Origin of the sequence: uncultured Draconibacterium sp. (genome assembly GCF_913063105.1) — a bacterium.
GTDB lineage: Bacteria > Bacteroidota > Bacteroidia > Bacteroidales > Prolixibacteraceae > Draconibacterium.
Genome location: NZ_CAJXYQ010000002.1, coordinates 312505 through 338175 on the forward strand (window position 1 = coordinate 312505; position 25671 = coordinate 338175).

At 40.8% G+C, this 25671-nt stretch carries 17 protein-coding genes; 16 read left to right on the forward strand and 1 reads right to left on the reverse strand.

Going from position 1 to position 25671, the window contains the following annotated elements:
- The first annotated feature begins 1 nt into the window (after position 1).
- The 9 genes from QZ574_RS02860 to QZ574_RS02900 all read left to right on the forward strand — a co-directional run bounded on the left by QZ574_RS02860 (position 2) and on the right by QZ574_RS02900 (position 17252).
- Positions 2-2194: a T9SS type A sorting domain-containing protein gene (locus QZ574_RS02860; RefSeq protein WP_297086571.1), complete on the forward strand. Its 2193-nt coding sequence runs from the start codon at positions 2-4 to the stop codon at positions 2192-2194.
- A 29-nt stretch (positions 2195-2223) separates the two neighbouring features.
- A complete protein-coding gene (locus tag QZ574_RS02865; RefSeq protein ID WP_297086574.1) occupies positions 2224-4872 on the forward strand; it encodes a T9SS type A sorting domain-containing protein in 2649 nt (882 codons plus the stop codon).
- Positions 4873-4959: 87 nt separating this feature from the next.
- Positions 4960-6300: a family 43 glycosylhydrolase gene (locus tag QZ574_RS02870; protein ID WP_297086576.1), complete on the forward strand. Its 1341-nt coding sequence runs from the start codon at positions 4960-4962 to the stop codon at positions 6298-6300.
- Positions 6301-6450: 150 nt separating this feature from the next.
- The gene (locus tag QZ574_RS02875; RefSeq protein WP_297086579.1) at positions 6451-8982 is read left to right on the forward strand and encodes a sugar-binding domain-containing protein; all 2532 of its coding nucleotides are present in this window, start codon (positions 6451-6453) and stop codon (positions 8980-8982) included.
- A 318-nt stretch (positions 8983-9300) separates the two neighbouring features.
- Positions 9301-12486 (forward strand): glycoside hydrolase family 2 TIM barrel-domain containing protein, encoded by a 3186-nt coding sequence (locus QZ574_RS02880; RefSeq protein ID WP_297086581.1) that lies wholly within the window; start codon positions 9301-9303, stop codon positions 12484-12486.
- A 68-nt stretch (positions 12487-12554) separates the two neighbouring features.
- Complete coding sequence (locus QZ574_RS02885) at positions 12555-14741, forward strand: hypothetical protein (protein WP_297086583.1); 2187 nt, start codon at positions 12555-12557, stop codon at positions 14739-14741.
- 7 nt (positions 14742-14748) lie between these two features.
- A complete protein-coding gene (locus tag QZ574_RS02890) occupies positions 14749-15243 on the forward strand; it encodes a family 43 glycosylhydrolase (RefSeq protein WP_297086584.1) in 495 nt (164 codons plus the stop codon).
- A complete protein-coding gene (locus QZ574_RS02895) occupies positions 15203-15445 on the forward strand; it encodes a hypothetical protein (RefSeq protein WP_297086586.1) in 243 nt (80 codons plus the stop codon). The genes QZ574_RS02890 and QZ574_RS02895 overlap by 41 nt, the downstream gene beginning before the upstream one ends.
- Positions 15446-15455: 10 nt before the next feature.
- The gene (locus QZ574_RS02900; protein WP_297086588.1) at positions 15456-17252 is read left to right on the forward strand and encodes an arylsulfatase; all 1797 of its coding nucleotides are present in this window, start codon (positions 15456-15458) and stop codon (positions 17250-17252) included.
- A gap of 41 nt (positions 17253-17293) precedes the next feature.
- On the opposite strand, the gene QZ574_RS02905 is transcribed toward QZ574_RS02900, so the two are convergent.
- Positions 17294-18181, reverse strand: coding sequence for an AraC family transcriptional regulator (locus QZ574_RS02905; RefSeq protein ID WP_297086589.1), 888 nt, complete (start codon positions 18179-18181; stop codon positions 17294-17296).
- A gap of 182 nt (positions 18182-18363) precedes the next feature.
- Here QZ574_RS02905 and QZ574_RS02910 point away from each other — a divergent pair, with 182 nt between their 5' ends.
- The 7 genes from QZ574_RS02910 (at position 18364) to QZ574_RS02940 (ending at position 25423) form a co-directional block, all read left to right on the forward strand.
- On the forward strand, positions 18364-19113 hold the full coding sequence (locus QZ574_RS02910; RefSeq protein WP_297086591.1) for an L-rhamnose mutarotase: 750 nt from the start codon (positions 18364-18366) through the stop codon (positions 19111-19113).
- A gap of 105 nt (positions 19114-19218) precedes the next feature.
- Positions 19219-20295, forward strand: a complete 1077-nt coding sequence (locus QZ574_RS02915) for a mandelate racemase/muconate lactonizing enzyme family protein (RefSeq protein WP_297086593.1) — start codon at positions 19219-19221, stop codon at positions 20293-20295.
- A 3-nt stretch (positions 20296-20298) separates the two neighbouring features.
- On the forward strand, positions 20299-21315 hold the full coding sequence (locus QZ574_RS02920; RefSeq protein ID WP_297086595.1) for a zinc-binding alcohol dehydrogenase family protein: 1017 nt from the start codon (positions 20299-20301) through the stop codon (positions 21313-21315).
- A gap of 10 nt (positions 21316-21325) precedes the next feature.
- Positions 21326-22096, forward strand: a complete 771-nt coding sequence (locus tag QZ574_RS02925) for an SDR family oxidoreductase (protein WP_297086597.1) — start codon at positions 21326-21328, stop codon at positions 22094-22096.
- A 12-nt stretch (positions 22097-22108) separates the two neighbouring features.
- Positions 22109-22939: an amidohydrolase family protein gene (locus QZ574_RS02930; protein WP_297086599.1), complete on the forward strand. Its 831-nt coding sequence runs from the start codon at positions 22109-22111 to the stop codon at positions 22937-22939.
- Position 22940: 1 nt separating this feature from the next.
- Positions 22941-23882, forward strand: a complete 942-nt coding sequence (locus QZ574_RS02935; RefSeq protein WP_297086601.1) for an aldo/keto reductase — start codon at positions 22941-22943, stop codon at positions 23880-23882.
- Positions 23883-23908: 26 nt separating this feature from the next.
- On the forward strand, positions 23909-25423 hold the full coding sequence (locus QZ574_RS02940) for an alpha-L-fucosidase (protein WP_297086603.1): 1515 nt from the start codon (positions 23909-23911) through the stop codon (positions 25421-25423).
- Positions 25424-25671: the final 248 nt, after the last annotated feature.

A 25671-nucleotide genomic window follows, 5' to 3' on the forward strand; every position in this document is an offset into this window, starting at 1 on the left:
GATGTTTAAAAAAAATAATAACCCCCTAATTCTTATGTTGTTGCTCTTCGGATTTATTAACCCTGTAGCTGCACAGCAAAACATTAAAGTTGATGTATCGCCAACAGTAAAAAAATACATTAAGGGACACTCTGAACTACAGCGCGAAAAATATTTTAACCTGGCTGCCCGGTCCAGCGAGTTAAACAAAAATCTCGACAACGAACTTTTTAACCGGTACATGCACGATTTGGATATGACGGTTGGCCGAAAACTGTTTGTGGTTTATTCCGAAAGCCGCTGGGGAAATGGTTACCGCGAAGATGCCACCCGCCCGGGTTTTATGGATACCACTTATTTTGTTAGCCAAAAAGCCCCCAACGACAACGGATTGGAAGAATACATTAACCTTTGGGGCGAAAACGAGAAAGTGGCTGCCCACGACGGCCATAATGCTTACCCCGATTTTATTGACAAATACATTAAAGACGGCAGTACCGAAAGTTTTCCGGAGAATGCCGACGCCGCAGCAGAAATGGCTGCTTATACCTTAAAATATGCTTATTCCGATTTTCAGCGCCCAAAATATTTCGAGTTGGTAAACGAACCCGATTGGCGGGTTTGGAGCGACCAGCGTTTTATCGACTGGCACACCAAAACGCATCAGAAATTCAAAGCTATGAGCATTCCAACCGAAGTTGGAGGGCCTTGTTTTTCAGTGGGGTATTTCTATAAAAATGACTTTGATGCCATGAAATCCATACGAGATTTTATGGATGCTACCAATTTTCAACTCGATTTCTATTCCTTTCACATATACGATTATATGAAGTGGAGCGACGATGCAAATGATTTTGTGGGTCGTGTTTCGTCGGGACTGCCCGAAGAGGCTGTTTTTGATGCCCTGGCAGCGCACTCTAAAAATAAATACGGACAGGAATTTACCTATGTGAGCAGCGAGCATGGTGGTTACGTTAGCGATAAAACCAACCTTGAAGCTGCCCAGAATGCCCTCGCCGACCAGTATTTTCCCGGTAGTGGCTTTTTACACGAAATGGAAAAGCGCTCCATCTCAAATTTTATAATGGTAAACAGTGCCATTACCAATACCCTGGTTTTTATGAACCATCCACACGTGGTTAAAAAATCGGTGCCGTTTATTTTACTTGAGTCTGCCGGCTGGGATCCGAAATATTATTCGAGCCTTTTGGTGAAAGAGAACTTTGATAAAAACAGCAATGTGTGGCACGAAGCCAAATTGGGGTATTTCTATGAGTTTTTTAAAGATGTAAAAGGGCATCGGGTGCATTCGGTTTGCAACGACAACGATATTCAGCAAATTTCGCTGGTCGACGGTAATCGCCTGATTATGATTTTTCATAACCAAAGTAATACCGGTGGTTTACTTGATTTGAATGTGAAAATTTGGGACAATAATATTCAACAGGTTACAACCCGGAGGTTGGGGCGTCAAAATGATTTTAGACCCTATTTTTCGGAAGAAACAAGTTCGTCGCTTTCTGATTTTTCAATTGACGGACAAGAGTCGGTTGTGGTTTTTGTTGACTATGAAAAAACGGTGGAGCAGCGCAGCGAAATAGAGGTAATTCCTTATTACAGCTCAGAAGTTGCCACACAGTTTACAGGTGCTAAAGAGTTTACCGTTGCGGTTGAAAATCCAACAACAGTGCAAAGTGCCGAACTGCGAATTGGCTTGGCACGTGATGCTTCTGAAAGTAAAGAAATGCTGGTTGAATTAAACGGAACCACGCTTAATTTACCGGTAGAAGATTGTGCCGGTCGTTTAACCAACGAAAACGAATATGGGTCTATGCGTTCGATTGAGATTGACCCGGCGCTTTTGAAAACCAACAATACCGTAAAAATTTCTTTTACCGATGGAAAACAAGGGGGAATTGGTGCGGTTGTAATTCGTGCTGCTACCTTAAAAAGTGGCATACCCTTGTCGGCAAAAACCATTCAAAAAGGAACTTTTAAATTATTCCCCAATCCGGCTTACGAGCAACTTACTATTGAATCGGGAGATAGCGGCAAGGTTTCAATCGTATCCATGGATGGAAGAACAATCATGGTTCAGCAACTTTTTAAGGGCCAAAATCAGCTTAACTTAAGTGGCCTTAAAAATGGCAGCTACATAGCGCATGCACAATTCCAAAACGATTCGATTTCAGAGAGATTCAACGTAATTAAATAATTGCTACTGCAAAATAAAAAGATTTAGAGATGAGGAGATTGAGTTTATTATTTATTGTGCTGGTTTTTGCCGGTACGGCAATGGGCCAAAACATGCTTACTAATCCGGGATTTGAAGATGGTTTAAACACCTGGACCTATGGCTCGTGGGGAGATGCAACGGCAAATTTTTCCACAAGTACCTCCGATAAACAGGAAGGAACGAAGGCCGCAAAAATTGATGTTATCACGGCCAATCCAAACGATGCAGGCCAGGTTTACCTGCGCAAACAGTCACTTCAAATAGAAAAAGATAATTTATACAAACTCGACTTTCATTTGATGAGTAATTCCGGAGACGCAGAAAGTATTGTGGTTTCCATGTACTCGCACTCTAATATGGGTTCTGCCTCGTGGGGAGGAGCCTATAAAAACAATGATGTAAGTTTCCAGGGCGATGGGCAGTGGCATAAGATTTCGTTGGACATTATCCCAACAATTGTTGAAGGTACGCCTGATTTTAATGCTTTGGCACTGATGTTTGGTTTTGCAAAAAATACCGGAACATATTATATCGACAGCGTTTCGCTGGTATCGGAAAAAGGAATTGCAGGTAACAACTATTATGTGAGTAAAGATGGAGACGATGGCAACAATGGGGCTTTTGAAACACCTTTTTTAACCATTTCGAAAGCAGCTGCCGCTGCCGGGGCCGGCGATACTGTTTTTATTCGTGAAGGAAACTACGAAGAAACTTTATCGCCGACAAATTCCGGCTTGCCCGGATTCCCCGTGGTGTTCACATCCTATCCCGGCGAGAAAGTGGTAATTTCTGCCATGCAGGCCCTAAACAACTGGCAGGCCGACGAAGGCAGTATTTACAAAACATCAGTGGATTGGAGCCTGGGACAGGAAAATTTTGTGATGCACGAAACTACTGCACTCGATTTAGCACGTTGGCCAAATAATACCGATGGCGATGTTTTTACACCCAACTCGAAAAGAAACACAGGAGGTAGCAATGGCGATGTCATTATCAATGCTTATTTAACGCATAGTGAGATTCCCAACTATAACTGGGGAAATGGAGGCTCAATTTGGTTTTATGGTGATCGGCCTGGATCTGGATGGACGGCCTGGAAAGCCTTTATAAAGAGCAGTTCGACCGGGAAAGTAGTTTTTGATTTGGATAAAAATCCGGACTGGATTCGCACTTACCATTCACCAGGCGACAAAGGTGACTACTTTCTGGAAGGTGTAAGAGAAGCGCTTGATTATGAAAATGAGTGGTATTTGGATGAAACGACTCAAACACTCTATGTTCAGTTGCCCGGAGGGGCAAGTCCGGAGGATGGCAAAGTGCAAATGAGAAAACGTAGACTATGTGTTGACCTTAACGGAAAAAGTAACATCGAGATTCGTAATCTGGCCATCTTTGGAGGCTCAGTAGAAATTGGAGGAGCCACTAATAAACTTTATGGCATTTCCAGTCTTTACGGCAATTATACGAGAGGTGTAACTACTGGATTTCGTGCTAATTCTCAGAGTATATACGTAAAAAGCGGAGCAGGGAACACCATAGAAAAATGTGAGATTGGCTTTGGCTCCGGAAGCGGTATTTGGGATCAGGGAACAGGAACGAGAATTCTGGATTGCTATATCCACGATTTCAATTTTCTTGGCTTCTACGATGCACCTGTAAATGCCAGAGGGGAGTCTACCATTGTTCAAAATAATATCATAACAAGGGGAGGTCGTGACGCGCTGCAGATACCGGCAAAAAACAGTACCGTAGCTTATAACGATATTTCGTACAGTAACTTGCTGGCTGACGATTGTGGTTTACTGTACACTTTAGGAGCTGATAAAAACATGAAAATCCACCACAACTGGTTTCACGATGCCCAAAGTCGTGGAAGTTTGTACAAGGCCGCAGGTATATACCTGGATAACGACGCCGGCGATGTGGAGGTGCACCACAATGTGGTTTGGAATACTGAATGGACCAACATTCAGATAAACTGGAACGGTACCAACCTCGATATTTTTAATAATACACTCTGGAATGGCAAGGAAGTGATGGGCGCCTGGCATATGGCAGGAACCGCTTTCTCGAATGTGCGGGTGTGGAATAACCTTTCAGACGATTCGAATTGGGAAGAACAAGCCGACAAGAAAAACAACCTGACAGTAGCCGTAAATCCTTTTACCAACAGCAACGAGGGCGACTTTACCCTAAAAGCCAACTCACAACCCATTGATGCGGGACGTGTAATTGAAAACATAACCGATGGCTATAAAGGTTCGGCGCCTGATGTGGGGGCATACGAATTTGGTGGAGATAACTGGGTGCCCGGAATTACCTGGGACAAACAATTGGGGCCAACCGGGAATGGTTGTTATGGTTTGCCGGGCGAAAATTGCTCGGGAGTGCCAACAAGTGTTTCGGGCTTTTCAAAATCAGAACTGCGCGTTTATCCAAATCCGGTTACGGGAAGTGAGTTGCAGGTTCAAATAGCAAGTGATTCAAAAGAAACCAGCTGGCAGTTGTACGCTATAAACGGAGCTTTAATGGTTAATGGCAAAGAACAATTTAACAGCGAGTTTTCCATAAATGTAGCATCGTTAAAAACAGGTATTTATTTGCTTAGGGTCAATTCAGATAAAGAAAGTTTGACAACTAAAATTATAAAGAATTAAATAACGAATAATCATTTTATCAAATGAATAACGAATAAACTGATTCTGCCCTGATGATCCTATATGGTTCAACACAAAATAGAAAGCATGAAAAAACTAAGTCTGACACTAATAATTTTGCTTGCCCTAAAAACGGCAATTGCCCAAAACCCCCTGGTAACACACATGTTTACAGCCGACCCCACTGCGCGTGTTCACAATGGTAAATTGTATATTTATCCATCAAGCGATACCTATCCGCCGGCAGGAAGAGAAGCCGAATTTCCCCGTTTTTGTATGCCCGGATATCATGCCTTTTCATTGGAGAATGGCGCAACTTGGAAAGACCACGGCTGGATTCTGAAAGAAAATGATGTGCCCTGGGGCGACAAAGATACTTATGCCATGTGGGCGCCCGATTGTATTGAAAAAGACGGGAAATTTTACTACTACTACCCGGCCAAACCAAAGGATGGCTCTTCATTCCGAAGAATTGGTGTTGGCGTTTCCGACAGTCCTACCGGGCCTTTCGAATGGGAAGAAGATTATATAAAAGGCGTTTCAGGAATCGACCCCGGTTTGTTTATCGACGATGATGGTAAAGCCTACTTGTTTTTTGGTGGAGGTAAAGAATTGTTTGTGGCACCGCTAAAAGACAACATGAAAGAAATTGCTGCAGAACCAAAATTGGTTGAGCACTTGCCCGCTGGTTATAAAGAGGCTTCGTTTATGTTTAAACGAGATAGCATTTACTATTTTACTTATGCTCACGTTTTTACCGATGAGGGCTATACCATTGCTTACGCTACTGCCGACAAGCCAATGGGGCCATTCACCTATGTAGGAAAAATGATGGACAACCTGGGCAACGGTACCAATCATCATTCGGTGGTGGAATACGAAGGGAAATGGATTCTTTTCTACCATTGGTGGGAAATTAGCGGCTATAACAAGCTTCGTTCGATGCGTGCCGATTACATTGAGTTTAAAAACGATGGCAGCGTAAAAAAGGTAAAACCAACTTTGCGGGGAATTGGAACACCAACCCTGGGCGATACCATTCAGGTTGACCGTTACAACGAAATAAGCGGCGCTCAAACAGCCTTTGTTGGTGGTAACGAACCGCCAGGTTGGATGGTTTGCGAAACCAAAATGATGAGCCATGTACGATTTAACCGCGTTGATTTTGGCGATGGCCAGGCGCAAAAAATTGCTGCGAGAATTGCTTGCGGGCAGCGCGTTGGTAGTTTTGAGGTGCGTTTAAATAATTCGAAAGGTAAGCTAATTGCAGAGTTCCCGGCAGAATATACAGGAGGATGGAACAGCTGGAAAACAGTAGAAACCACACTTCTCGAAAAAGTAGAGGGGGTTCAGGATTTGGTGGTTGTGTTTAAAGCCGATTGGGGTTCTGATAAGGTTGTAAATTTGAATTGGCTGGTGATTCAGTAAGAAATAAAAGAACCGATCTTTCTGTATTTAGAAGAGAAAGAACGGTTCTTTTTTTATGTGACTAAAAAACTCCCGCAACAATCCTTGCTTTTATCGCCTGTAAAAAATCTTATTTCAGCTTATTTTTACTCTTGCTAAAACAAATTAGAAATGAAACCAATAAACCTATCTATAATTCTGATTAGTCTTTTAGTCGGATTTGCATGCAACCAAAACGAAACAACAAGCCCGCGTGTTGAAGACGATTTTAATTTCAACTGGAGATTCCACTATGGCGATATCGACGGCAATGCTATTAATGAATCAAATACCGCAGATTGGAACGAAGTACGTTTGCCGCACGACTGGAGTGTAGAGCAATCATTTACACAAGAAAACACGGCAGGAGCAACCGCCTTTCTGCCCGGAGGAATTGGCTGGTATAAAAAAACATTTTCTGTTCCGAAGGATTGGAGTGACAGAATTACCTGGATTGAATTTGATGGCGTTTATTCCAACTCCGAAGTGTGGATAAACGGGCAATATCTCGGCAAACGCCCATACGGTTACATTCCGTTTAAATACGAATTAAGTAAGTTTTTAAAATATGGCGAAAAAAATGAAATTACCGTAAAGGCCGACCGTTCTGCTTATATCGATTGCCGCTGGTACCCGGGCTCGGGCATTTACCGAAATGTAAAGCTGGTTAGTGCTAATAAAGTACACATTCCGCAGTGGGGGGTGTTTGTTTCAACACCCGAAGTAAATGCAAAAAAAGCGACCGTTTCGGTTCAAACGGATGTGGCAAATCGTTTTGCTTCGGAAAAATCAATTACGGTAAAAAGTTCGGTTTCCCGGGGAACAATGAAGATTACTTCCAGCGAAACAAAACTACAATTAAAAGGAGATGCACAACAAACTGTTCAGCAAAAAATGGATGTTGGAAATCCTGAGCTTTGGGATATTGACTCTCCGAATATGTACCACCTGCTTTCCGAAATTATTGTCGATGGAAAAGTAGTTGATTCGAAAGAAACAACATTCGGAATTCGTTCGTTTTCGTTTGATAAAGAAAAAGGCTTCTTTCTGAATGGAAGGAATTTGTTGCTAAAAGGTGTGTGCCTCCATCACGACGGTGGTTTGGTTGGGGCAGCCGTACCCAAAGGTGTTTGGGAGCGTCGTTTGAAAAAGCTAAAAGCAGCTGGTTGTAACGCCATCCGTACTGCCCATAATCCGCCATCGGCAGAGTTTTTGGATTTGTGCGACGAACTGGGTTTCCTGGTGCAGGATGAAGCTTTCGACGAGTGGAACAACCCCAAAGACAAACGCCACAATTATAACCAGCAGGAAGCTAATCCGCTTACCAGCGGATACACTGAACATTTTACCGAGTGGAAAGAACGCGACCTGAAAAGTATGGTGCTGCGCGACCGAAATCACCCATCGATAATAATGTGGAGCATTGGCAACGAAATTGAGTGGACTTACCCGCGTTACGGGCAAGCAACCGGTTATTGGGGCAGCAACAAAGTTGGCGATGTAAACTACTACTGGGACGAGCCACCTTTGTCGGTAGAACAAATAAAAGACAATTTTAACAACGCGGAACCGGGAGAATATAACCTGGCAAACACTGCAAAAGAATTGGCCGATTGGGTACGCGATATAGATACAACTCGGCCCGTAACAGCAAACCTGGTAATTCCATCAGTAAGTAATTTTTCAGGGTACGCCGAGGCTTTGGATATTGTAGGATTAAGCTATCGTCAGTCGGTTTACGATTATTGTAAAAAGCATTATCCCGATATGGTTTTCCTGGGAACTGAAAACTGGACACGCTATCACGAGTGGAAACCGGTGATGGACAAAGACTTTATTTCAGGCATTTTTTTATGGACCGGAATAAATTACATGGGCGAATCGCGCAGCTGGCCAGTGAGGGGTAGCGGCAGCGGCTTGCTCGATTTTGCAGGCTTTGAAAAACCATCTTATCAATTGTTTAAAGCTTTGTGGAACGATGAACCGCATGTATTTATTACTACCCAAACGCTGGATAAATCGCCTTATAAAACGGTTGGCAAATCAAATAATCTGGTTGAAAAAGAAGCGAATTGGGCCGTTCGTCAAAAATGGGGCTGGCAAGAGGTAAACACTCATTGGAATTACGAAGAAGGAGAGGAGATAGCTGTTGAAGTTTATACCAACCAACCCGAGGTGGAACTATTTCTGAATGGAAAATCATTAGGCATAAAAAAGTTGGCTCATGTTAACGATCATATTTTAAAATGGATGGTTCCTTTTTCTGCCGGGAAACTGGTAGCACGTGCAGTAAATAATTCAGCCGAAAATACTGTTGTAACTGCCGGAGCTTTTGCCGGAATAGAAATAAAGGCCGATAAAACTACGCTTAATGCCAATGGCTACGATGTGGTCCATTTTGTGGTTCAACTACTTGATGCTGATGGAAATCCGGTTCGGCATTCAGAAGAAGAGCTACGATTTGAAATTGAGGGCGATGCCAAACTATTGGGTGTCGACAACGGATCTCCGTCAAATGTTCAGGATTACCAAAGCAATAAAATAGTAACGTCTGAAGGAAAGGCTTTGATGATTTTGCAGGCAAATTTGGATACTACAACAGTGACTGTAAAAGCCGTTTGCGGAGAAATTACAAGCAAAGAATTGAAGATAGCAATTCGATAAAAAATCGCGACATGAATTAAAATATACCCTATTTTATTTCATGTCTGCTTTTGTGACTTTTACGAAGTATTCAAATAAACAAGCGCGTTTCCTTTTTCCAACTTGGGCCAGTATATTCAAAATGAATAATAATAATGCCGCTAATTAAAGAAAAAAAAATAGTGAAAAATAATCCATCTTTATTCAGTAATACACCATTTTTAAACTTTTGTATTGATTGTATTTTTGTTGAATAGGTTGTGATATTCTGGTTGGCAAAGTTCAAAAAAAAAGATATTCAAAATATTACAAATCAAAACATTAGAAAAACCATTTCCCATGAAGTTTATGTTATTCGTTGCTTTATTTCTGGCAATATTTTCCATAAAAAACAATGCACAGCAATTCCGCAGTAAATATTGGCAAAATCAACATATTTACGAAGAAAATAAATTGCCGACAAGAGCCACATCTTATTCCTACTCAAATCCTGAGCATGCTTTAAAAGGTGATAGGAATGATTCACGAATTAAGCTACTTAATGGCGATTGGTACTTCAAATTTGTTGACAAACAGGAAGATAAACCAACCAATTTTTATGAAGCAGGTTTCGATTTTACAGCATGGAAAACCATTGAAGTTCCTTCGTGTTGGGAAATGAAAGGTTACGGTACCCCAATTTATACTAACTCTACTTATCCTTTTACCTGTAATCCGCCTTACATCGACAGAGACAATCCTGTTGGTTCGTATGTAAAAGAATTTAATTTTCCTGAAAATTGGAACGAGCATGAAATTATTCTTCATTTTGGTGGGGTTAGCTCGGCAATGTATGTATGGATAAACGGCAAGTTTGTTGGTTATAGCCAGGACAGTCGGTTACCGGCGGAATTTAATATTACTGAATTTGTGAAAAAAGGAAAAAACATTCTGTCAGTGCAGGTTTTTAGATGGTGCGATGGCAGTTACCTGGAAGACCAGGACCATTGGCGTATGAGTGGAATTCACCGCGAAGTGATGTTGATGGCGCAACCCAAAGTGGCTTTAAACGATTTTTTCGTTCGTACAAAATTAGATTCAAACTATACAAACGCCACCTTGCAGGTTCGTCCAGAAATTGTTATTGACGAAACTTTAAACCCGAAAGATTATACATTGTCAGCTCAACTTTTCGATGCAAACAATGTGTCTGTGTTAGAAAACGTTTTGGAAGTAAATGTAAACAATATTGTGAATGAATTTTATCCACAACGCGACAACGTTTACTTTGGTTTGTTAGAGGTTGAAGTAAAGAATATTACAGCCTGGAATGCTGAAAACCCCTATTTGTACACTTTGGTTTTTAACCTAAAAGATAAAAATGGAAATTCTTTAGAGGCACGAAGTGTAAAAGTAGGTTTTAGAGATGTGCGTTTTAGCGATAAACAGCAATTATTAATTAATGGCGAACCGGTAAAATTGATAGGTGTTAACCGTCACGACCACAGTCCTACCGGTGGAAAAACGGTTACCCGCGAAGAAATGGAGCAGGATGTTTTTATTTTAAAACAAAATAATTTTAATACCATTCGCACATCGCATTACCCAAACGACCCATACATTTACGAATTGTGCGATAAGTACGGCTTGTATGTGATGGACGAAGCTAATATTGAATCTCATGGTTTACGAGGCGAACTGGGTAACACTCCTTCGTGGGCTGCAAGTATGATGGACCGTGTAATTCGTATGGTAGAACGTGACAAAAACCACCCTTCAATTATTTCCTGGTCGTTTGGAAACGAGTCGGGCTGCGGACCAACATTTGCCGGAATGGCAGGTTATGTAAAGGATTTCGATCCAACACGATTTATCCACTACGAAGGAGCACAAGGCGATCCCAATCACCCGGAATATGCCAAAATTAACTCCGATAAATACAAGGCGGCCATGGCCAAATATTATTCAAATCCTACCGACCCGGTTTATGTTGATGTGCTGAGCCGGATGTACCCCAGTCTCGAAGAACTGGAAGGAATGGCCACAAGCCCTTACATTCACCGTCCTATTCTGATGTGCGAATATGCGCACTCCATGGGAAATTCATTAGGCAATTTGAAGGAGTATTGGGATATGATTTATTCATACGACAATTTGATTGGCGGATACATTTGGGATATGATTGATCAGGGGATTGAAAGGACTGCCGAAAATGGAAAAAAGTATTATGCTTACGGTGGCGATTTTGGTGATACCCCTAACGATGGAAATGTGAGCATCAATGGAATCTTCAATTCCGATAAGGGATTCCGGCCACAAACATTTGAGTGTAAATACGTAAATCAACCAGTAGTATTTAGGGCTTTTGATATAGAGAGTGGAAGCCTTGAACTGGAAAATCGATTCAACTTTACCAATCTGTCGAAATTCAATTTTACCTGGGAACTGTTTGAAAATGGAGAACCAATTGATTATGGAGAATTTAAGACTTCGGAAATTGCACCGGGAGATAGAAGCAGAACGACAATAAATTTTAAAAAACCAAAAATTAAGGCTGAAAAAGATTATTGGCTGCAACTAAAAATGTATTCTTCGCAGGCAACGGATTGGGCAAGGGCTGGGTACATAATCGCTCAGGATCAATTAACTATTGTTGACAGTAAAACCATCTGGAAAGAAATAAAATCGACCGTTCCGGAGTTAAAAGAGGATAAACAGAAATTGACGTTGACGGGTAAAAAATTCACCGCTATTTTTGATAAAAAACAAGGAGCTCTTACCTCTCTTCAATACAATGATAGAAAAGTTATTGAAAAAGCCTTGCTTCCTAATTTATGGCGTGTTCCCACAGACAATGATGACTGGGGATGGAAAACAGATGAAAAACTAAATGTTTGGGCAAATTCAAAATCTCAATTGAAACTGGAAAGCATTGATGCTCAGAAACAGGATAGTACGATTGTCGTAAAGATAACCCGGATGATACCGGAGGCCGCTAGAATAGAAGAAAAGTACACCGTTTATGACAATGGAACCATAGATGTTCATTTTGATATCACTGTAGATGAGTCGGCTCCGGAACTAATACGCGTCGGGATGCAAACCGGTATTAACAGATCTTTTGAGAATGTTCAGTTTTATGGTAATGGGCCCCATGAAAACTATATCGACCGCAATTGTTCGTCATTAAAAGGAGTTTATTCAATGAAAACCGACGAATTGACCAAATCATATGTTCGGCCTCAGGAATGCGGGAACAGAACGGGAATAGAATGGGTGAAGCTAACAGGAGAAAATGGGCAAACAATAAAAATCACAGCTAGTGATAAAATAGCATTTTCAATATGGCCCTTTACCGAAGAAAACCTGAGCAAGGCGAACTTTACATGGCAGTTGGAGGATGCTGATTATTATACCTTGAATATTGATTTAATTCAGGCCGGCGTTGGTGGGATCGATTCATGGAGTATAAAAGCACGCCCGCTGAATAAATACCGATTGTTAGAAAAGCATTATTCATACGGTTTTAGATTGACGGAAAGATAGTTTTTTATTTATAGTCATTCAGACTGTACCTTTACCTATTTAAAATGAATATATTATAATTGCTGAATATGAAACTAAAACTAAACGCAATTTTTTGGGTAGCCATCCTTTTACTGCACTCATGTGAGAGCAAAAAATCAGTTTTTATTGATTTTGAGAAAACAATTCCTCAGGTTGAATTTGCGGTGGAAGATATGGAAAAAACCTTGTTGGAAAAAGACTATGAGCTAAAAGAGAATGCATCGTTTCGAATTTTGATTGCAATTGATACAGCTTTTAACCAACCTGAAGGATTTCGGATAACAAAACCAAATAACAAAACTTTACAACTGTTATCGGGTGATGCCAATGGTTTAATGTATGCTTGTTTTGAGTTAAATGAGCTGATTCGTACCGGTGAAATTCTGGAAAACATCAATCATATTGAAGAAAAACCATACATCCCAAAACGCGGTATAAAATTCAACATTCCACTCGACATACGAACCTCAGCCTTTGATGATTCGGGTGATGCCGCCCAAAACAACATCGCCGAAATGTGGAACTATGATTTTTGGGTAGCTTTTTTCGATAACATGGCACGTTACCGTTACAATGCAATTTCATTTTGGAATGCACATCCTTTTTCTTCGATGGTAAAACTGGATGATTACCCCGATGTAGCTTTGCAGGATGTTTGCGGAACTACCATAAAACCTCAGGATGAACCATGGGCATGGAATGTTCCGGAAATGGCAAGTGCAAAACCTGTTGCCAATCTGAAAGTGCTGAAGAAAATGAGTATCGATGAAAAAATTGAGTTTTGGCAAAAGGTAATGAGGCATGCAAAAAACCGGGGAATTGATGTGTATTTTATTACCTGGAATATTTGTTTAAACGGTGCTGCAGTGCCCGGCCCAAACGCTGAAGTAGGTGATAAAAAGGGGAAATATGGCATCAGCAACGATTATCAAAATCAAACCAGTATCGATTATTTAAGAAAATCAGTAAAGCAATTTATACTGAACTATCCCGATTTAACAGGTTTAGGAGTTACTGCAGGCGAAAATATGCGCAAACCAATGACCGACGAGGATAAAGAAAAATGGTTGTGGGATACCTATGGCATGGGAATACTGGATGCAAAAGCCGTTCAGCCTAAACGCGAAATAAAGTTTATTCACCGCTTTTGGTGGACCGACATGGAAAAAATTATGAAGTACTGGGGCGATTATCCCGACCAGTTTGATATGAGTTTTAAATATGCAAAAGCCCGTTTGTATTCGCATGAAAATCCTCCATTTGCCGACCCATTATTGGATTGGATGGCGCCACAAAATCTAAAATCGTGGTGGAACCTGCGAAACGATGATATTTTTATCCACCGCTGGGGCGACCCGGCATACGTCAGCGGATTTATAAAAAACATGCCATACGAGGCTACGGCCGGTTACCACATGGGCTCCGACGGTTACGTTTGGGGACGCGAATTCATTAGCAAAAACCCGGAGTCGCCAAGAATGTTGGAAATTAACAAACACTGGTTCCGCTTTTTGTTGTGGGGCCGTTTGGGTTACAACCCGGATATTCCTTTGGAACGTTTTGAAAAAATTCTGGCAGCCAGATTTCCAGAAACGGATGCAAAACTACTGTTGAAAACCTGGCAACATTCCTCCAAAATTATTCCGCAAATTAATCGCTTCCACTGGCGCGACTGGGATTACATGTGGCAACCCGAGGCTTGTATGTCCGGAGGTAAGGATTTGGTAACGGTTGATGATTTTCGAACTAACCCGACCATGCAGGGAAGCGGAATTTTAAACCCTTTCGATTTTGTTAAGGCAAGTTTGGCAAAATCGGAAATCAAAAAAATCACACCGTTGGATGTGGCTGCTAAGCTTGAGCAGAGCGCAGCTGCCGCATTAAAAGGTGCAAACGAACTGCTGAATTCAGAAACAACAAAGGAGTTGGAACAGACTTTGCTTGATATTCAGGCCATGGCGCATTTGGGTAGATATTATTCAAACAAAATAAAAGGAGCGGTTGAACTCGAATTCTTCAAACAAAGAGGCAATGAAGAACATAAACAAAAAGCAGTGGAATTTTTAGAGCAGGCAACTAATTCGTGGCAGGAGTACCGCGATGTGAATATTGACCGGTACGAGAAACAAAATTTTGCACGTTTACGGACTTTTGATTTCGATAAGAATCTCGAATTAACAAGGAATGATATTGAGCTGGCTGTAAAGGCACTTAGCTATGCATCCGAAAAATAACGAGATTATGATATTTCTGAAATATTTGGTACTTGTACATTGTTTATTAACGGTTAACTTGCTGGTGTTTGCACAGCAATCACCAGCAACCTTTACAAATCCAATTGTTCCAGGATTTCATTCTAACCCGTCGATTTGCAGGGTTGGCGACACCTATTACATGACCCATCCAACTTTGGAGTATTTTCCGGCGCTACCAATTATGCGAAGCGAAGATTTGATGAACTGGGAGAAAATTGGTCATGCCATCCACCGTGTCGACCAGATGAATTTTCCCGATGGGCTTGACAATTCTTTGGGAATCTTTGCGCCAAGTATCCGTCATCATAACGGTATTTTTTATGTGGTTTGTACCTGCGTGGGCTGTAAAGGCAATTTTATTGTACCGGCAATAAATTCCGAGGGACCATGGTCTGACCCGATTTGGGTAAAAGTGCCCGAACTGGATTTAGAATACCAGAATGGATGGAAGGGCAGGAATGTACACAAACGACCGCGATAGCATTATTGTTCCGGCACATGGTATTTATGCCTGTAACGTTGATGGCCATTTTATTAAAAATACGCAAATGCATACCCTGCATAATGATGAACGGCCTTCCATTACCTTGGACGAAGTTAAAAATTTCAACCAAACCAATGTGTTTGATGAAAGAGTGCCATTGAAAACGAAAGATATAAATGTGGTTAACAATCAAAAATAAAAAACATACAATGCCCGCGTATTCAAAAAAAATAGCAATTGCGATACTGTTCATTTTAGGTGGATTTTTTCAATTATTAAATGCTCAAAATCAGCCCAATGTTGTGCTGATTGTTACCGACGACCAAGGGTATGGCGATTTAAGCTGCCATGGCAACCCGGTGATTAAGACTCCACATCTCGATAAGCTGCATGAAGAATCGGTAAGGTTTACAAACTTCCATGTCGACCCCACGTGCGCAGCCTCGCGCGCAGCATTAATGACCGGAAAGTACGCGCACAGAGTGAGGGTATGGCGTACTGTTTCAGGAGGTAACCACTTGCGAGCTACGGAAACCACCATGGCTGATGTTTTTAAAGCCTCAGGTTACCGTACTGCAGCTTTTGGAAAATGGCATTTGGGCGCCAACTATCCTTATCGGCCTATGGACCGGGGTTTTGGCGAGTGGCTCGGACATGGCGATGGCGGAACCGGAACCACCGATGACTGGTTTGACAACGACCGGGTAAACGATTACTATTGGCATAATGGCGAACGGATACAAAAGGCCGGCTATGCTCCGGATGTGTTTTTTAATGCAGCCATCAACTTCATTCAGGAAGATAAAAAAGCCCCATTCTTTATTTACCTGGCTACCTATTTGCCGCATAGTCCGCATACTATTCCCGACACATCGATGGTGCAAAAGTATAAGGGTAAGATACACGATAAAATGGCCTTTTTTTTTGCGGGAATCGACCGTATTGACCAGAATATTGGCAAATTACGTTCGGCACTTGAGGAAAGCGGAAAAGCCGACAATACCATTTTTATTTTTATGACCGATAACGGAGGAACAGAGGGAGTACCTTTATTTAATGCAAGCATGCGTGGCTCAAAAGCCATGGTATATGATGGTGGTCACCGGGTTCCGTTTTTTGTTCATTGGCCAAATGGAGATATAAAACATGGTAGCGATGTAAATGATTTAACGGCTCATTTCGACGTTTTACCAACGCTTATCGATTTATGCGATTTAGTTGATAAAAAGAACATAGACTTTGACGGACGCAGTTTTAAGCAGCAGCTAAAAGAGCCTGAACTAAAGCAGGCAGAACGTACCCTTTTTGTAGAAAAGCAATGGCTTTTTAAACCGAAGGAATGGCTTGGCACAGTGGGAATGACCAACAGGTGGAGATTAGTAGATAACAAAGAACTTTATGACATCCAAAAAGACCCGGCTCAGAAGAACAATATTATAAATGAATACCCCGAAGTCGTAAAAGATATTCGTGAATCGCATAAAAAATACTGGGCAAGAGTTACTCCTGGCGACCGCGACAAACCACTTGTTATTATAGGGCATAAAAACGACCCTGAAATATTCCTGAGCCCATCCGATTGGTTTTTAACTGATGGCCCATGGAACCATGGACAAGTTGCTGTAGGAAGGCCTGAAACCGGAGCGTGGGACATTGCGGTTGCCCAAAAGGGTACCTATCGCTTCGAAGTACGACGTTGGCCCCGCGAAGCCAACGCACCAATACAAGGCATTCCAACCTTTACAAAAAAAGTTGATGCTTACGATTTTAATGGGGAAGTTGATAAACTCATTTACGGAAAAACGATGAAAGCCTTGCCGGTAGCATCAATTAAGCTGAAAGTGGGAAAATATGATGAGTTGAAAGCAGTAAAGGCAAAAGATACGCACATTACCTTTGATGTAAAATTGAAAAGAGGCGACACCTTTGTAAAAGGCGTTCTGCTCGACAAAAACAATGAAATAATTGCTGGGGCGTATTACGTGTATGTAACAAAACTTAAATGAACGATTCCATTTGCTCAATGCATTAAAAAAGCTGCAGAATCCTAACTCTTTTCATTGTTTCGAAACTGGCTGGGCGACATTCTGATGTGTTTTGAAAACAAACGCGAAAAATAATATTGGTCGTCATAACCCAGTTCCATGGCAATCTCCTTAATTCTTTTTTCTGAATTCACTAGATACCTGCAGGCCTTTTGTATTTTCATTTGTAAGAAATAATCCATTGGCGAGCATTTTAGTTTTTTCATGAACACCTTATAAAGGTTTGCACTTGAACAGCCACAAATTTCACCGAGTTCGCTTAGGGTAATCCGCTTGTTGGTGTTGTTGTTCATAAACGATAAGGCCTTGCTAAAATAATCGCCGGCAGGTTTATCTCCTGTAAATCTGAAATTTTCAATTTGTCTGATTGAAGTTAAGTAATATTTTAAACAGGTGTTGGCATAAAGCACATTCTCGAAATTATTATACTGCTCGAGGTTTTGCAGCATCTGCTCGAAAATGAGCATCCGGTCTTCAATGCGCGAATTTATGGTTTCCTCAATTGACAATAAAACTTCACACGGAGGTGTGTATAAGTCAGCATTCTTCCCGGTAAAATGGATCCAGTAATTATCCCAGGGCTGGGTTTCCGATGAGCTGTAGCGGCACATTTTGTTGGGCGGAATAATAAAAACATTATTGCTTTTTACCAATGTCTCATTGCCTTCAACGCTAATTCTTCCCTGGCCCGATTTGCAATAGAACAGAATATACTGTTCGCTGCCTGTTGGCCGGTCACGGTATTGCCCTTTAGCGTTAGGGAAATGGCCAATGTGAGTAATATAAAGGTCGCTAATTCGAGGATCTTGTAAAATCTGTTTTTCTACATGATCAGGAATATAAACCATACGTTGCCCGGTAAAGCCATCTTGTCTTTTTTGAATGTTCATAACGCACTGGAAGTAAAATATAATCCATCAAATTTACACAAAATACTATTTCCAAACGCATCAAGGACAGGTATTTTTGTATTCATTAAAAAGTAAACACTTTTTCTTCGCTTATGCTTAAAATGTTGGTTTAAAATTAGTTTTATAAAACTTGAGATGTGAGTTTACAAAAACAGATTGCAATGAAAAGATATTTATTTGCATTAATAATGCTCATTTTCTTTATTGGTTCTTGTTCAGACCAAAAGAATTCCAAGGATAAAATGAGGAGGTTTGTTTTTGTGTCATTGGATGCAAAAAAATACATTGATATTTCTGAAGTAATAAAGGATAAGAAAGCTTATGATTTGCTTCTGGAAAATGGTTTTGTGAATGTGGAGACCTATAGCTCAGATTCAATTAATATAATTATTGTTGATGCAGAAGCAGATTTTGATTTGGATACATGTAAGAAGGTAATAAATAATCTATCAAAAGAATCTGCAGAATTTTTACCCTTTGCAAAAGTAATTAATGGCGAGTATGCACTTATCGATCGAATTTACAAGATGGAGCAGAAGCGGGTTTATACAGCTGCTCAAGGTCAGTTAATCCGAAGAACACCAAAAGAGTATGCCCGTTTTGTCTTGACATTAGAGATCATTAATGATCCCGAATTGGCAAACGAATATGTTGCTGTTCATGCACCAGGAAAGGCATGGCCTGAGATTACTCAGAATATGAAAACTGTTGGAATCAAAGATATGGAAATATACCTAACCGGATATAGAGCCTTTTTGATAATGGATACAAAACATGATTTTGACTGGGATACAGATGGCGAAAAATGGGGGACATTACCTCGCGAAAAGGAATGGCAGGCTTATGTGGCAAAGTTTCAGAAAACTAACCCGGAAAGTAAAGCAGCCGAGAAGTGGAAATCAATGAAATAGTTGTTATTGTCAAAAAGTATAATACAGTAAAACCAAGGGGATATTAACGATTAATTACACTGCTTTTAATAATGTAAGTATTGTGTTATCTGTAATCAAACTATCATGCAAAAAATAAAAAGTTATAAGGTTTATTCCACTAAAGCAAAACTCGAAAAGCCTATCTCGGATGCGACACACACTATTACCGAAATTTCGTTTTTGGTAGTACGAATACAAACCGAACAAGGAGTTACCGGAGAGGCCTATTTGTTAAGTTTTCAGTACAGCCCAAATGCAATAATTGGTGCTATTAAAGACCATGGCGACAGATATATTGGCGCGTATGTTAACGAAACGGGACGTATGTTTACTGAGGTAGACTGTGATAATGAATACTTCGGGAAAGAGGGGATTAACCGCTGGGCACAGGCTATTTTTAATATGGCCATGTGGGATGCGCATTGTAAAATTCTGGGTGCTCCTATTTGGAAAGTATTGGGGACATATAAAACTGAAATTCCAATTTACGGCAGTGGCGGATGGATATCTTATACTGTTGATGAATTAAAAGATGAAGTTACCAATTATGTAAAGCGCGGTTTTAAAGCGGTTAAAATTAAGGTGGGTAAACCCGATTGGAAAGAAGACCTGGAGCGTTTGAGTTTGGTGCGCGAATCGGTTGGCAAGAACGTTGAAATTATGATGGATGCCAACCAGGGAATGTCGTTACCCAATGCAATGAGCCTGTCGAGTGCAGCCCGTGAAATTGGAATTACCTGGTTTGAAGAGCCGATAAATCATACCAACTTCCGCGGATTTGAATCCTTAAAAAACAAAACCGGGATTTCGCTGGCAATGGGCGAACGCGAGTTCAGTTCACTGCCTTTGCGCGAACTTATTGAACGAAGTGCACTGGATATTTGGCAACCTGATATTGTGCGAATTGGAGGCGTTGAAGCCTGGAGGGAAAGTGCTGCTTTGGCTGGAGCTTATGATATTCCTGTTCTGCCGCATTATTACAAAGACTACGATATTCCACTGTTGTGTACCATCCCCAATGGTGTTGGAGCAGAATCATTTGATTGGATTGATCCGCTAATTGATTACCCACTTGAAATTAAGAATGGTATGGCAAGGCCTCATAATCGTCCGGGCTGGGGATTTTCTTTTAAGGATGAATGTTTAACCGAAATTGTATAAACAATGCAAGCATTTCAAATAACAGAAAAAGAAAAAACACGCTTCACCGAAATACCAAAACCTGCTGTTAAAGAAGGCGAAGTATTGGTGAGGATTAAAAAAGCTGGCTACTGCGGAAGCGATTTAAATTCTTTTCGGGGATTAAATCCACTGGTAAGCTATCCTGTAATTCCGGGGCACGAGTTAAGCGGAATTGTAGAGGAAATAGGAGCGAATGTCCCCGGTGAAATAAAACTTGGAGGGCAGGTTGCCATAATGCCTCAAACAGCTTGTGGGAAATGTGCCTCGTGCCGGAATAAACGCTTTAATGCCTGCCAGTTTAACGAAACCCTTGGAGTGCAGCGCGATGGGGGATTAACTGAATACCTTGCCGTTCCATGGGAAAAATTGATAGCCGATGATTCGTTAAATTTAACCCAACTGGCTTTGTTAGAGCCGCTGGCAGTGGGTTTTCATGCAGCCAAACGTGGGCAGGTAAAAACGAAGCAAAATGTGGTGGTAATCGGGTGCGGGGTAATTGGTTTGGGAGCCATTGCCGGGTCAAAAGCTTTTGGCGGAAAAGTAATTGCAATCGATTTGGCCGATGACAAACTAGACAAAGCCCGCATAGCCGGCGCAACATATACCATCAATTCTTCTTCTGAAAATGTTTCTGAGAAAATTGATGAGATAACCGAAGGTTTTGGTGCCGATGTAGTAATTGAGGCGGTAGGCTTGCCTGCTACTTATAATTTGGCTGTTGATATTGTGGGTTTTACCGGCTGCGTAGTTTTTATTGGGTATAGTGCAAAACCTGTAAGTTTTAATACAAAATTGTTTGTTTTAAAAGAAATCGACATCCGTGGCTCGCGAGGTTCAGAGCCCGAAGATTTCAAAAATGTTATGAAAGCGGTGAAGGCCGGTGCCGTAAATCCCGAGGATATTGTATCGCATACTTTTGATTTTAATGAAGCTGACAAAGCTATTGAAATGTGGTCGGCCGACCCTTCAAAAGTTACCAAGGTTGTAATAACTATATAACAAAACTGAAATGAACAAAATAGAACAATTATACGGACTCAGTGGCAAAACCATTATTGTAACCGGAGCCTCAAGTGGTTTAGGTTTGTCAATGGCCATTCTTTTGGCTCAATGTGGGGCAAAGGTTTATGGATTCAGCCGCCGGGGAGTGCCCGAAAAAGAGCTTGATGTTGAGCTTCCAGGAGAAATTATCTTCGAGAAATTGGATGTGACCGACAATGAAGCACTTGCGCAGAAGTTTAAAGAAGTTGCCGATGCCAACAACGGAACTATCGATGTGTTGGTAAACAATGCTGGCGTAACCATAAAAAAACGTGCCGAAGATTTTACCGTTGATGACTGGAAATACATACACGACATCAATGTAACGGCACTGTTTCAATGTTGCCAAAAGGCTTATCCCTACCTGAAAATGTCAAAAGATATTGGTCGCATCATCAACATCTCATCTATGGCCTCCTTTCTGGGGTTCTCTGAAGTTGTTCCTTATAGCTCCAGTAAGTCAGCCGTACTAGGCATTACCAAAGGTTTGGCAGTAGAATGGGCACAAGACAATATCCTGGTTAACTCGGTTTCGCCCGGTTGGTTCCCTTCAGAAATGACTCAGGGAGTGATGGATGAAAACCGAAAAGCGAAGATTTTAAACCGCATGCCACTACATCGTTTTGGGAAACCTGAGGAGTTAGCAGCTATGATTGGCTTTCTTGCTTCTCCAGCAGCATCGTACATTACCGGTCAGGATTTTAGTGTAGATGGGGGAGCATTGGCCTATGGATTTTAAAATAAAGTAAAAATGAAAATTGACGCACATCAACATTTTTGGAAATACAATCCCGAAGAATATTCGTGGATTACAGATGAATTAATGGTCATAAAACGCGATTTTCTTCCTCAACATTTACAACCATTATTGAAGGCTAATGGCTATGATTCCTGCATTGCTGTGCAGGCCCGACAAACCATTGAAGAAACCAATTGGCTGTTGGGTTTAGCAAACCAGAATTCATTTATAAAAGGAGTAGTTGGTTGGGTTGATTTAAGAAGCAATATTCTTGAGCAAACCTTGGAAGAATTAGCTGAAAACAAAAAGCTGGTGGGCGTTCGGCATGTAGTTCAGGATGAACCTGATAATGACTTTATGCTTCGCCAAGATTTTAAGAATGGCATTGCTTTGTTAGAGAAATTTAGCTTAACATACGATATTCTGGTTTTTCCAAAACAATTATCGGCTGCAATTGAACTGGCAAAAACATTTCCCAATCAGCCATTTGTTATCGACCATATTGCCAAGCCAGATATTAAATCTGGAAGAACTGAAGAGTGGAAAAAAAATATACGCCCATTTAAAGATTTAGACAATGTAAAATGCAAAATATCGGGTATGGTTACCGAGGCAGATTGGGCAAATTGGTCAAGCAGCGATTTTACTCCCTACCTGGATGTAATAGTTGAGACTTTTGGTACAAAAAGGATAATGTATGGTAGCGACTGGCCGGTTTGTTTGTTAGCTGCTGATTATGCAAAAATGTCGAAAATCACAAAAGAGTATTTTGCTGCTTTCAGTCAGACTGAACAAGATGATATTTACGGAAAGAATTGTGAACGGTTTTATTTAAACAGATAAAATGGAGTACAGAAAGTTAGGAAATACCGATATGCTGGTTTCAGCATTAAGTTTTGGAGCTTCAGCATTGGGGGCTGTTTTCGGAAAAACAGACGATAAAGAGGGAATTAAAACTGTTCATGCCTCAATTGATAATGGAATCAATTATATCGATGTGGCTCCATTTTATGGCGACACTATGGCCGAAAAAGTTTTGGGAGAGGCTTTAAAATCGGTTCCTCGCGATAAATATTTTTTGGCCACCAAAACCGGACGTTTTGCCAACGGCTATTTTAATTTTACTCCCGAGGCTATCGAAAAATCTTTACACGAAAGTTTAGAACGTTTGGGCGTTGATTACCTGGATGTGTTGCAATTGCACGATGTTGAGTACCAGCAAAAAAAACACCTCAATGTGGTTATTAACGAATCGCTTCCTTATCTGGAAGAACTAAAAAGTAAAGGTTTAATTCGCTACACAGGCTTTACCTCTTATCCCATCGAGGTATTTCAATATGTATTTGAAAATGCCGGGGCCGATACCTTATTGTGCCACAACCATTACATGTTAAGCGACACCAGTATGTTGCAATTATTACCTTTGGCTAAAAACCGTGGAGTTGGTTTAATTGCAGCATCACCGCTGGGAATGGGCTTGCTCACCGAAAGGGGAGTGGCAGATTGGTTTCCGGCCACAGAAGAGGACAAACGAACGGTGCAAAAAGCGGCTACATTTTGTAAAGAAAACGGAACAAGCATCGAAAAACTGGCCTTGCAATTTGGCTGTGCAAATCCGGAAATACCTACCAACCTTGTTTCTTCTTCAAAACCGCAACGAATGATTAATAACATTAAAGTAATTGAAGAACCTTTGGATATGGAACTGGTTTACACTGTTCAGCAAATTTTAGCTCCCATAAAAGATAAAGATTTTGATTTTGCAAATGAATGCGAATTGATGTAAAAATGAATTTGAAGAATCTGAATAATATGAAACAAACACTATCTATTTTTTGCTTATGCCTGTTAATGGCTTGTACATCAAAACCAAAACAATCTGAAAAGGACGGTTTTCAGCAAAAGGAAAAATTTGAAGAAAGCTGGGAAAGCCTGCAGAATTACGAAATTCCACAATGGATGAAAGACGCTAAATTTGGCATTTTTATTCATTGGGGGCCAAACTCGGTGGCAGAATTGCATACCGATTGGTATCCTCGCTGGATGTATTCCGATAAAGGGCATATCAATATTCAAACGGGCGAAATTAAAGCCGGAGAACCGCACGTGGCTTACTTGTATCACAAAGAAAAATTTGGCGACCAAAAGGAATTTGGCTACAAAGATTTGATTCCAATGTGGACCATGGAAAATTTTAATCCGGAAGAGTGGGTGAGTCTTTTTAAAGAAGCTGGTGCACAATATGTAATTCCGGTAGCCGAGCATCACGATGGTTATGCTTTGTATGAATCAAGCTACACCCGTTGGAATTCTACAAGAATAGGTCCGAATTACGATGTCTTTAAGGCCTTGGCCGACGAGATTAAAAAACAAGGTTTAATTTTTGGAGCAAGCTCGCATTTGGCCTTTAACTACAACTACTACAACCAGCAAGATTATTTTGATACCGGCGACCCGCAATATGCCGATTTGTACGCACCTCCACACGAAATTGGTGATTCGGTGAGCCAGGAATGGCTGGCCGATGTTTGGTGGCCGCGCACCAAAGAAATAATAGATAAATATGATCCGGACATTTTGTGGTTCGATTTTTATTTAGACCGCCCCGAGTTTGTTCCCTACCATAAAAAACTGGCTGCGTACTATTACAACTCAGGAATTGAACGTAACAAAGATGTGGTTCTGCAAACAAAAAATTTCAATTTCGAGTCCTACCCCGAAGGTACCCACATGTTCGATTTAGAAAGAAGTAAGTCGGATAAAATCCGCAAAGAATATTGGCAAACCGATACCTCAATTGGTAAAAACTCGTGGTATTATTCAAAAAACTGGATTCCAAAATCAGCACAGGAATTGGTTGCTGATTTGGTAGATATTGTAAGTAAAAACGGTTGTTTATTGCTGAATATCGGACCGAAAAAAGATGGTACCATTCCGGAAGACCAGAAAAAAACTTTATTGGACATAGGAAAATGGCTTAAGGTAAACGGCGAATCGATTTATGGTGCAACTCACTGGGAAGTTTTTGGCGAAGGCCCCACAAAAACAAATACCGGTCATTTGGCCGAAATCAAGGACAAAAGCTATACCGAGCAGGATTTCCGTTTTACTAAAAATGGAGATAACCTTTACGCCATTGCATTGGTACCTCCAACTAACGATATTGAAATTAAGTATTTAAACACATCGAATATCAACATTAAATCTATCGCGCTTTTAGGTTATGATGGCAAGATTGAGTTTGAACAGTCGGCCGGGAAGTTAAGCATAAAACTTCCTTCCGACGCGGAACTGGATTATTCCTGGGTGTTTAAAATCAAGATTTAATTACAGCATTAGATGTCCAAAACAAGATAAAATTTTCGAAATCATAAAGGAATTCAATTTGTTTAAATACAAACCTCTCATGGCTTTGGCTATGGGAGGTTTGTAGTTTTAGTATTCGAATTATGTATTTTTTTTAAAAGACCTCCCGGAAAGCGTTTGTTTTGTTCGAAGCCGGGTGAACTATTCATTAAAGCTAAAAAATCCCCCAATAAACAGCCATTTTATCTCTTCCTGTATAAATGTTTGAG

Bases quoted from the DNA above. Each gene is read 5' to 3' on its own strand.
- QZ574_RS02860 (WP_297086571.1), top strand. From the start codon at position 2: ATGTTTAAAAAAAATAATAACCCCCTAATTCTTATGTTGTTGCTCTTC.
- QZ574_RS02865 (WP_297086574.1), top strand. From the start codon at position 2,224: ATGAGGAGATTGAGTTTATTATTTATTGTGCTGGTTTTTGCCGGTACG.
- QZ574_RS02870 (WP_297086576.1), top strand. From the start codon at position 4,960: ATGAAAAAACTAAGTCTGACACTAATAATTTTGCTTGCCCTAAAAACG.
- QZ574_RS02875 (WP_297086579.1), top strand. From the start codon at position 6,451: ATGAAACCAATAAACCTATCTATAATTCTGATTAGTCTTTTAGTCGGA.
- QZ574_RS02880 (WP_297086581.1), top strand. From the start codon at position 9,301: ATGAAGTTTATGTTATTCGTTGCTTTATTTCTGGCAATATTTTCCATA.
- QZ574_RS02885 (WP_297086583.1), top strand. From the start codon at position 12,555: ATGAAACTAAAACTAAACGCAATTTTTTGGGTAGCCATCCTTTTACTG.
- QZ574_RS02890 (WP_297086584.1), top strand. From the start codon at position 14,749: ATGATATTTCTGAAATATTTGGTACTTGTACATTGTTTATTAACGGTT.
- QZ574_RS02895 (WP_297086586.1), top strand. From the start codon at position 15,203: ATGGATGGAAGGGCAGGAATGTACACAAACGACCGCGATAGCATTATT.
- QZ574_RS02900 (WP_297086588.1), top strand. From the start codon at position 15,456: ATGCCCGCGTATTCAAAAAAAATAGCAATTGCGATACTGTTCATTTTA.
- QZ574_RS02905 (WP_297086589.1), bottom strand. From the start codon at position 18,181: ATGAACATTCAAAAAAGACAAGATGGCTTTACCGGGCAACGTATGGTT.
- QZ574_RS02910 (WP_297086591.1), top strand. From the start codon at position 18,364: ATGAAAAGATATTTATTTGCATTAATAATGCTCATTTTCTTTATTGGT.
- QZ574_RS02915 (WP_297086593.1), top strand. From the start codon at position 19,219: ATGCAAAAAATAAAAAGTTATAAGGTTTATTCCACTAAAGCAAAACTC.
- QZ574_RS02920 (WP_297086595.1), top strand. From the start codon at position 20,299: ATGCAAGCATTTCAAATAACAGAAAAAGAAAAAACACGCTTCACCGAA.
- QZ574_RS02925 (WP_297086597.1), top strand. From the start codon at position 21,326: ATGAACAAAATAGAACAATTATACGGACTCAGTGGCAAAACCATTATT.
- QZ574_RS02930 (WP_297086599.1), top strand. From the start codon at position 22,109: ATGAAAATTGACGCACATCAACATTTTTGGAAATACAATCCCGAAGAA.
- QZ574_RS02935 (WP_297086601.1), top strand. From the start codon at position 22,941: ATGGAGTACAGAAAGTTAGGAAATACCGATATGCTGGTTTCAGCATTA.
- QZ574_RS02940 (WP_297086603.1), top strand. From the start codon at position 23,909: ATGAAACAAACACTATCTATTTTTTGCTTATGCCTGTTAATGGCTTGT.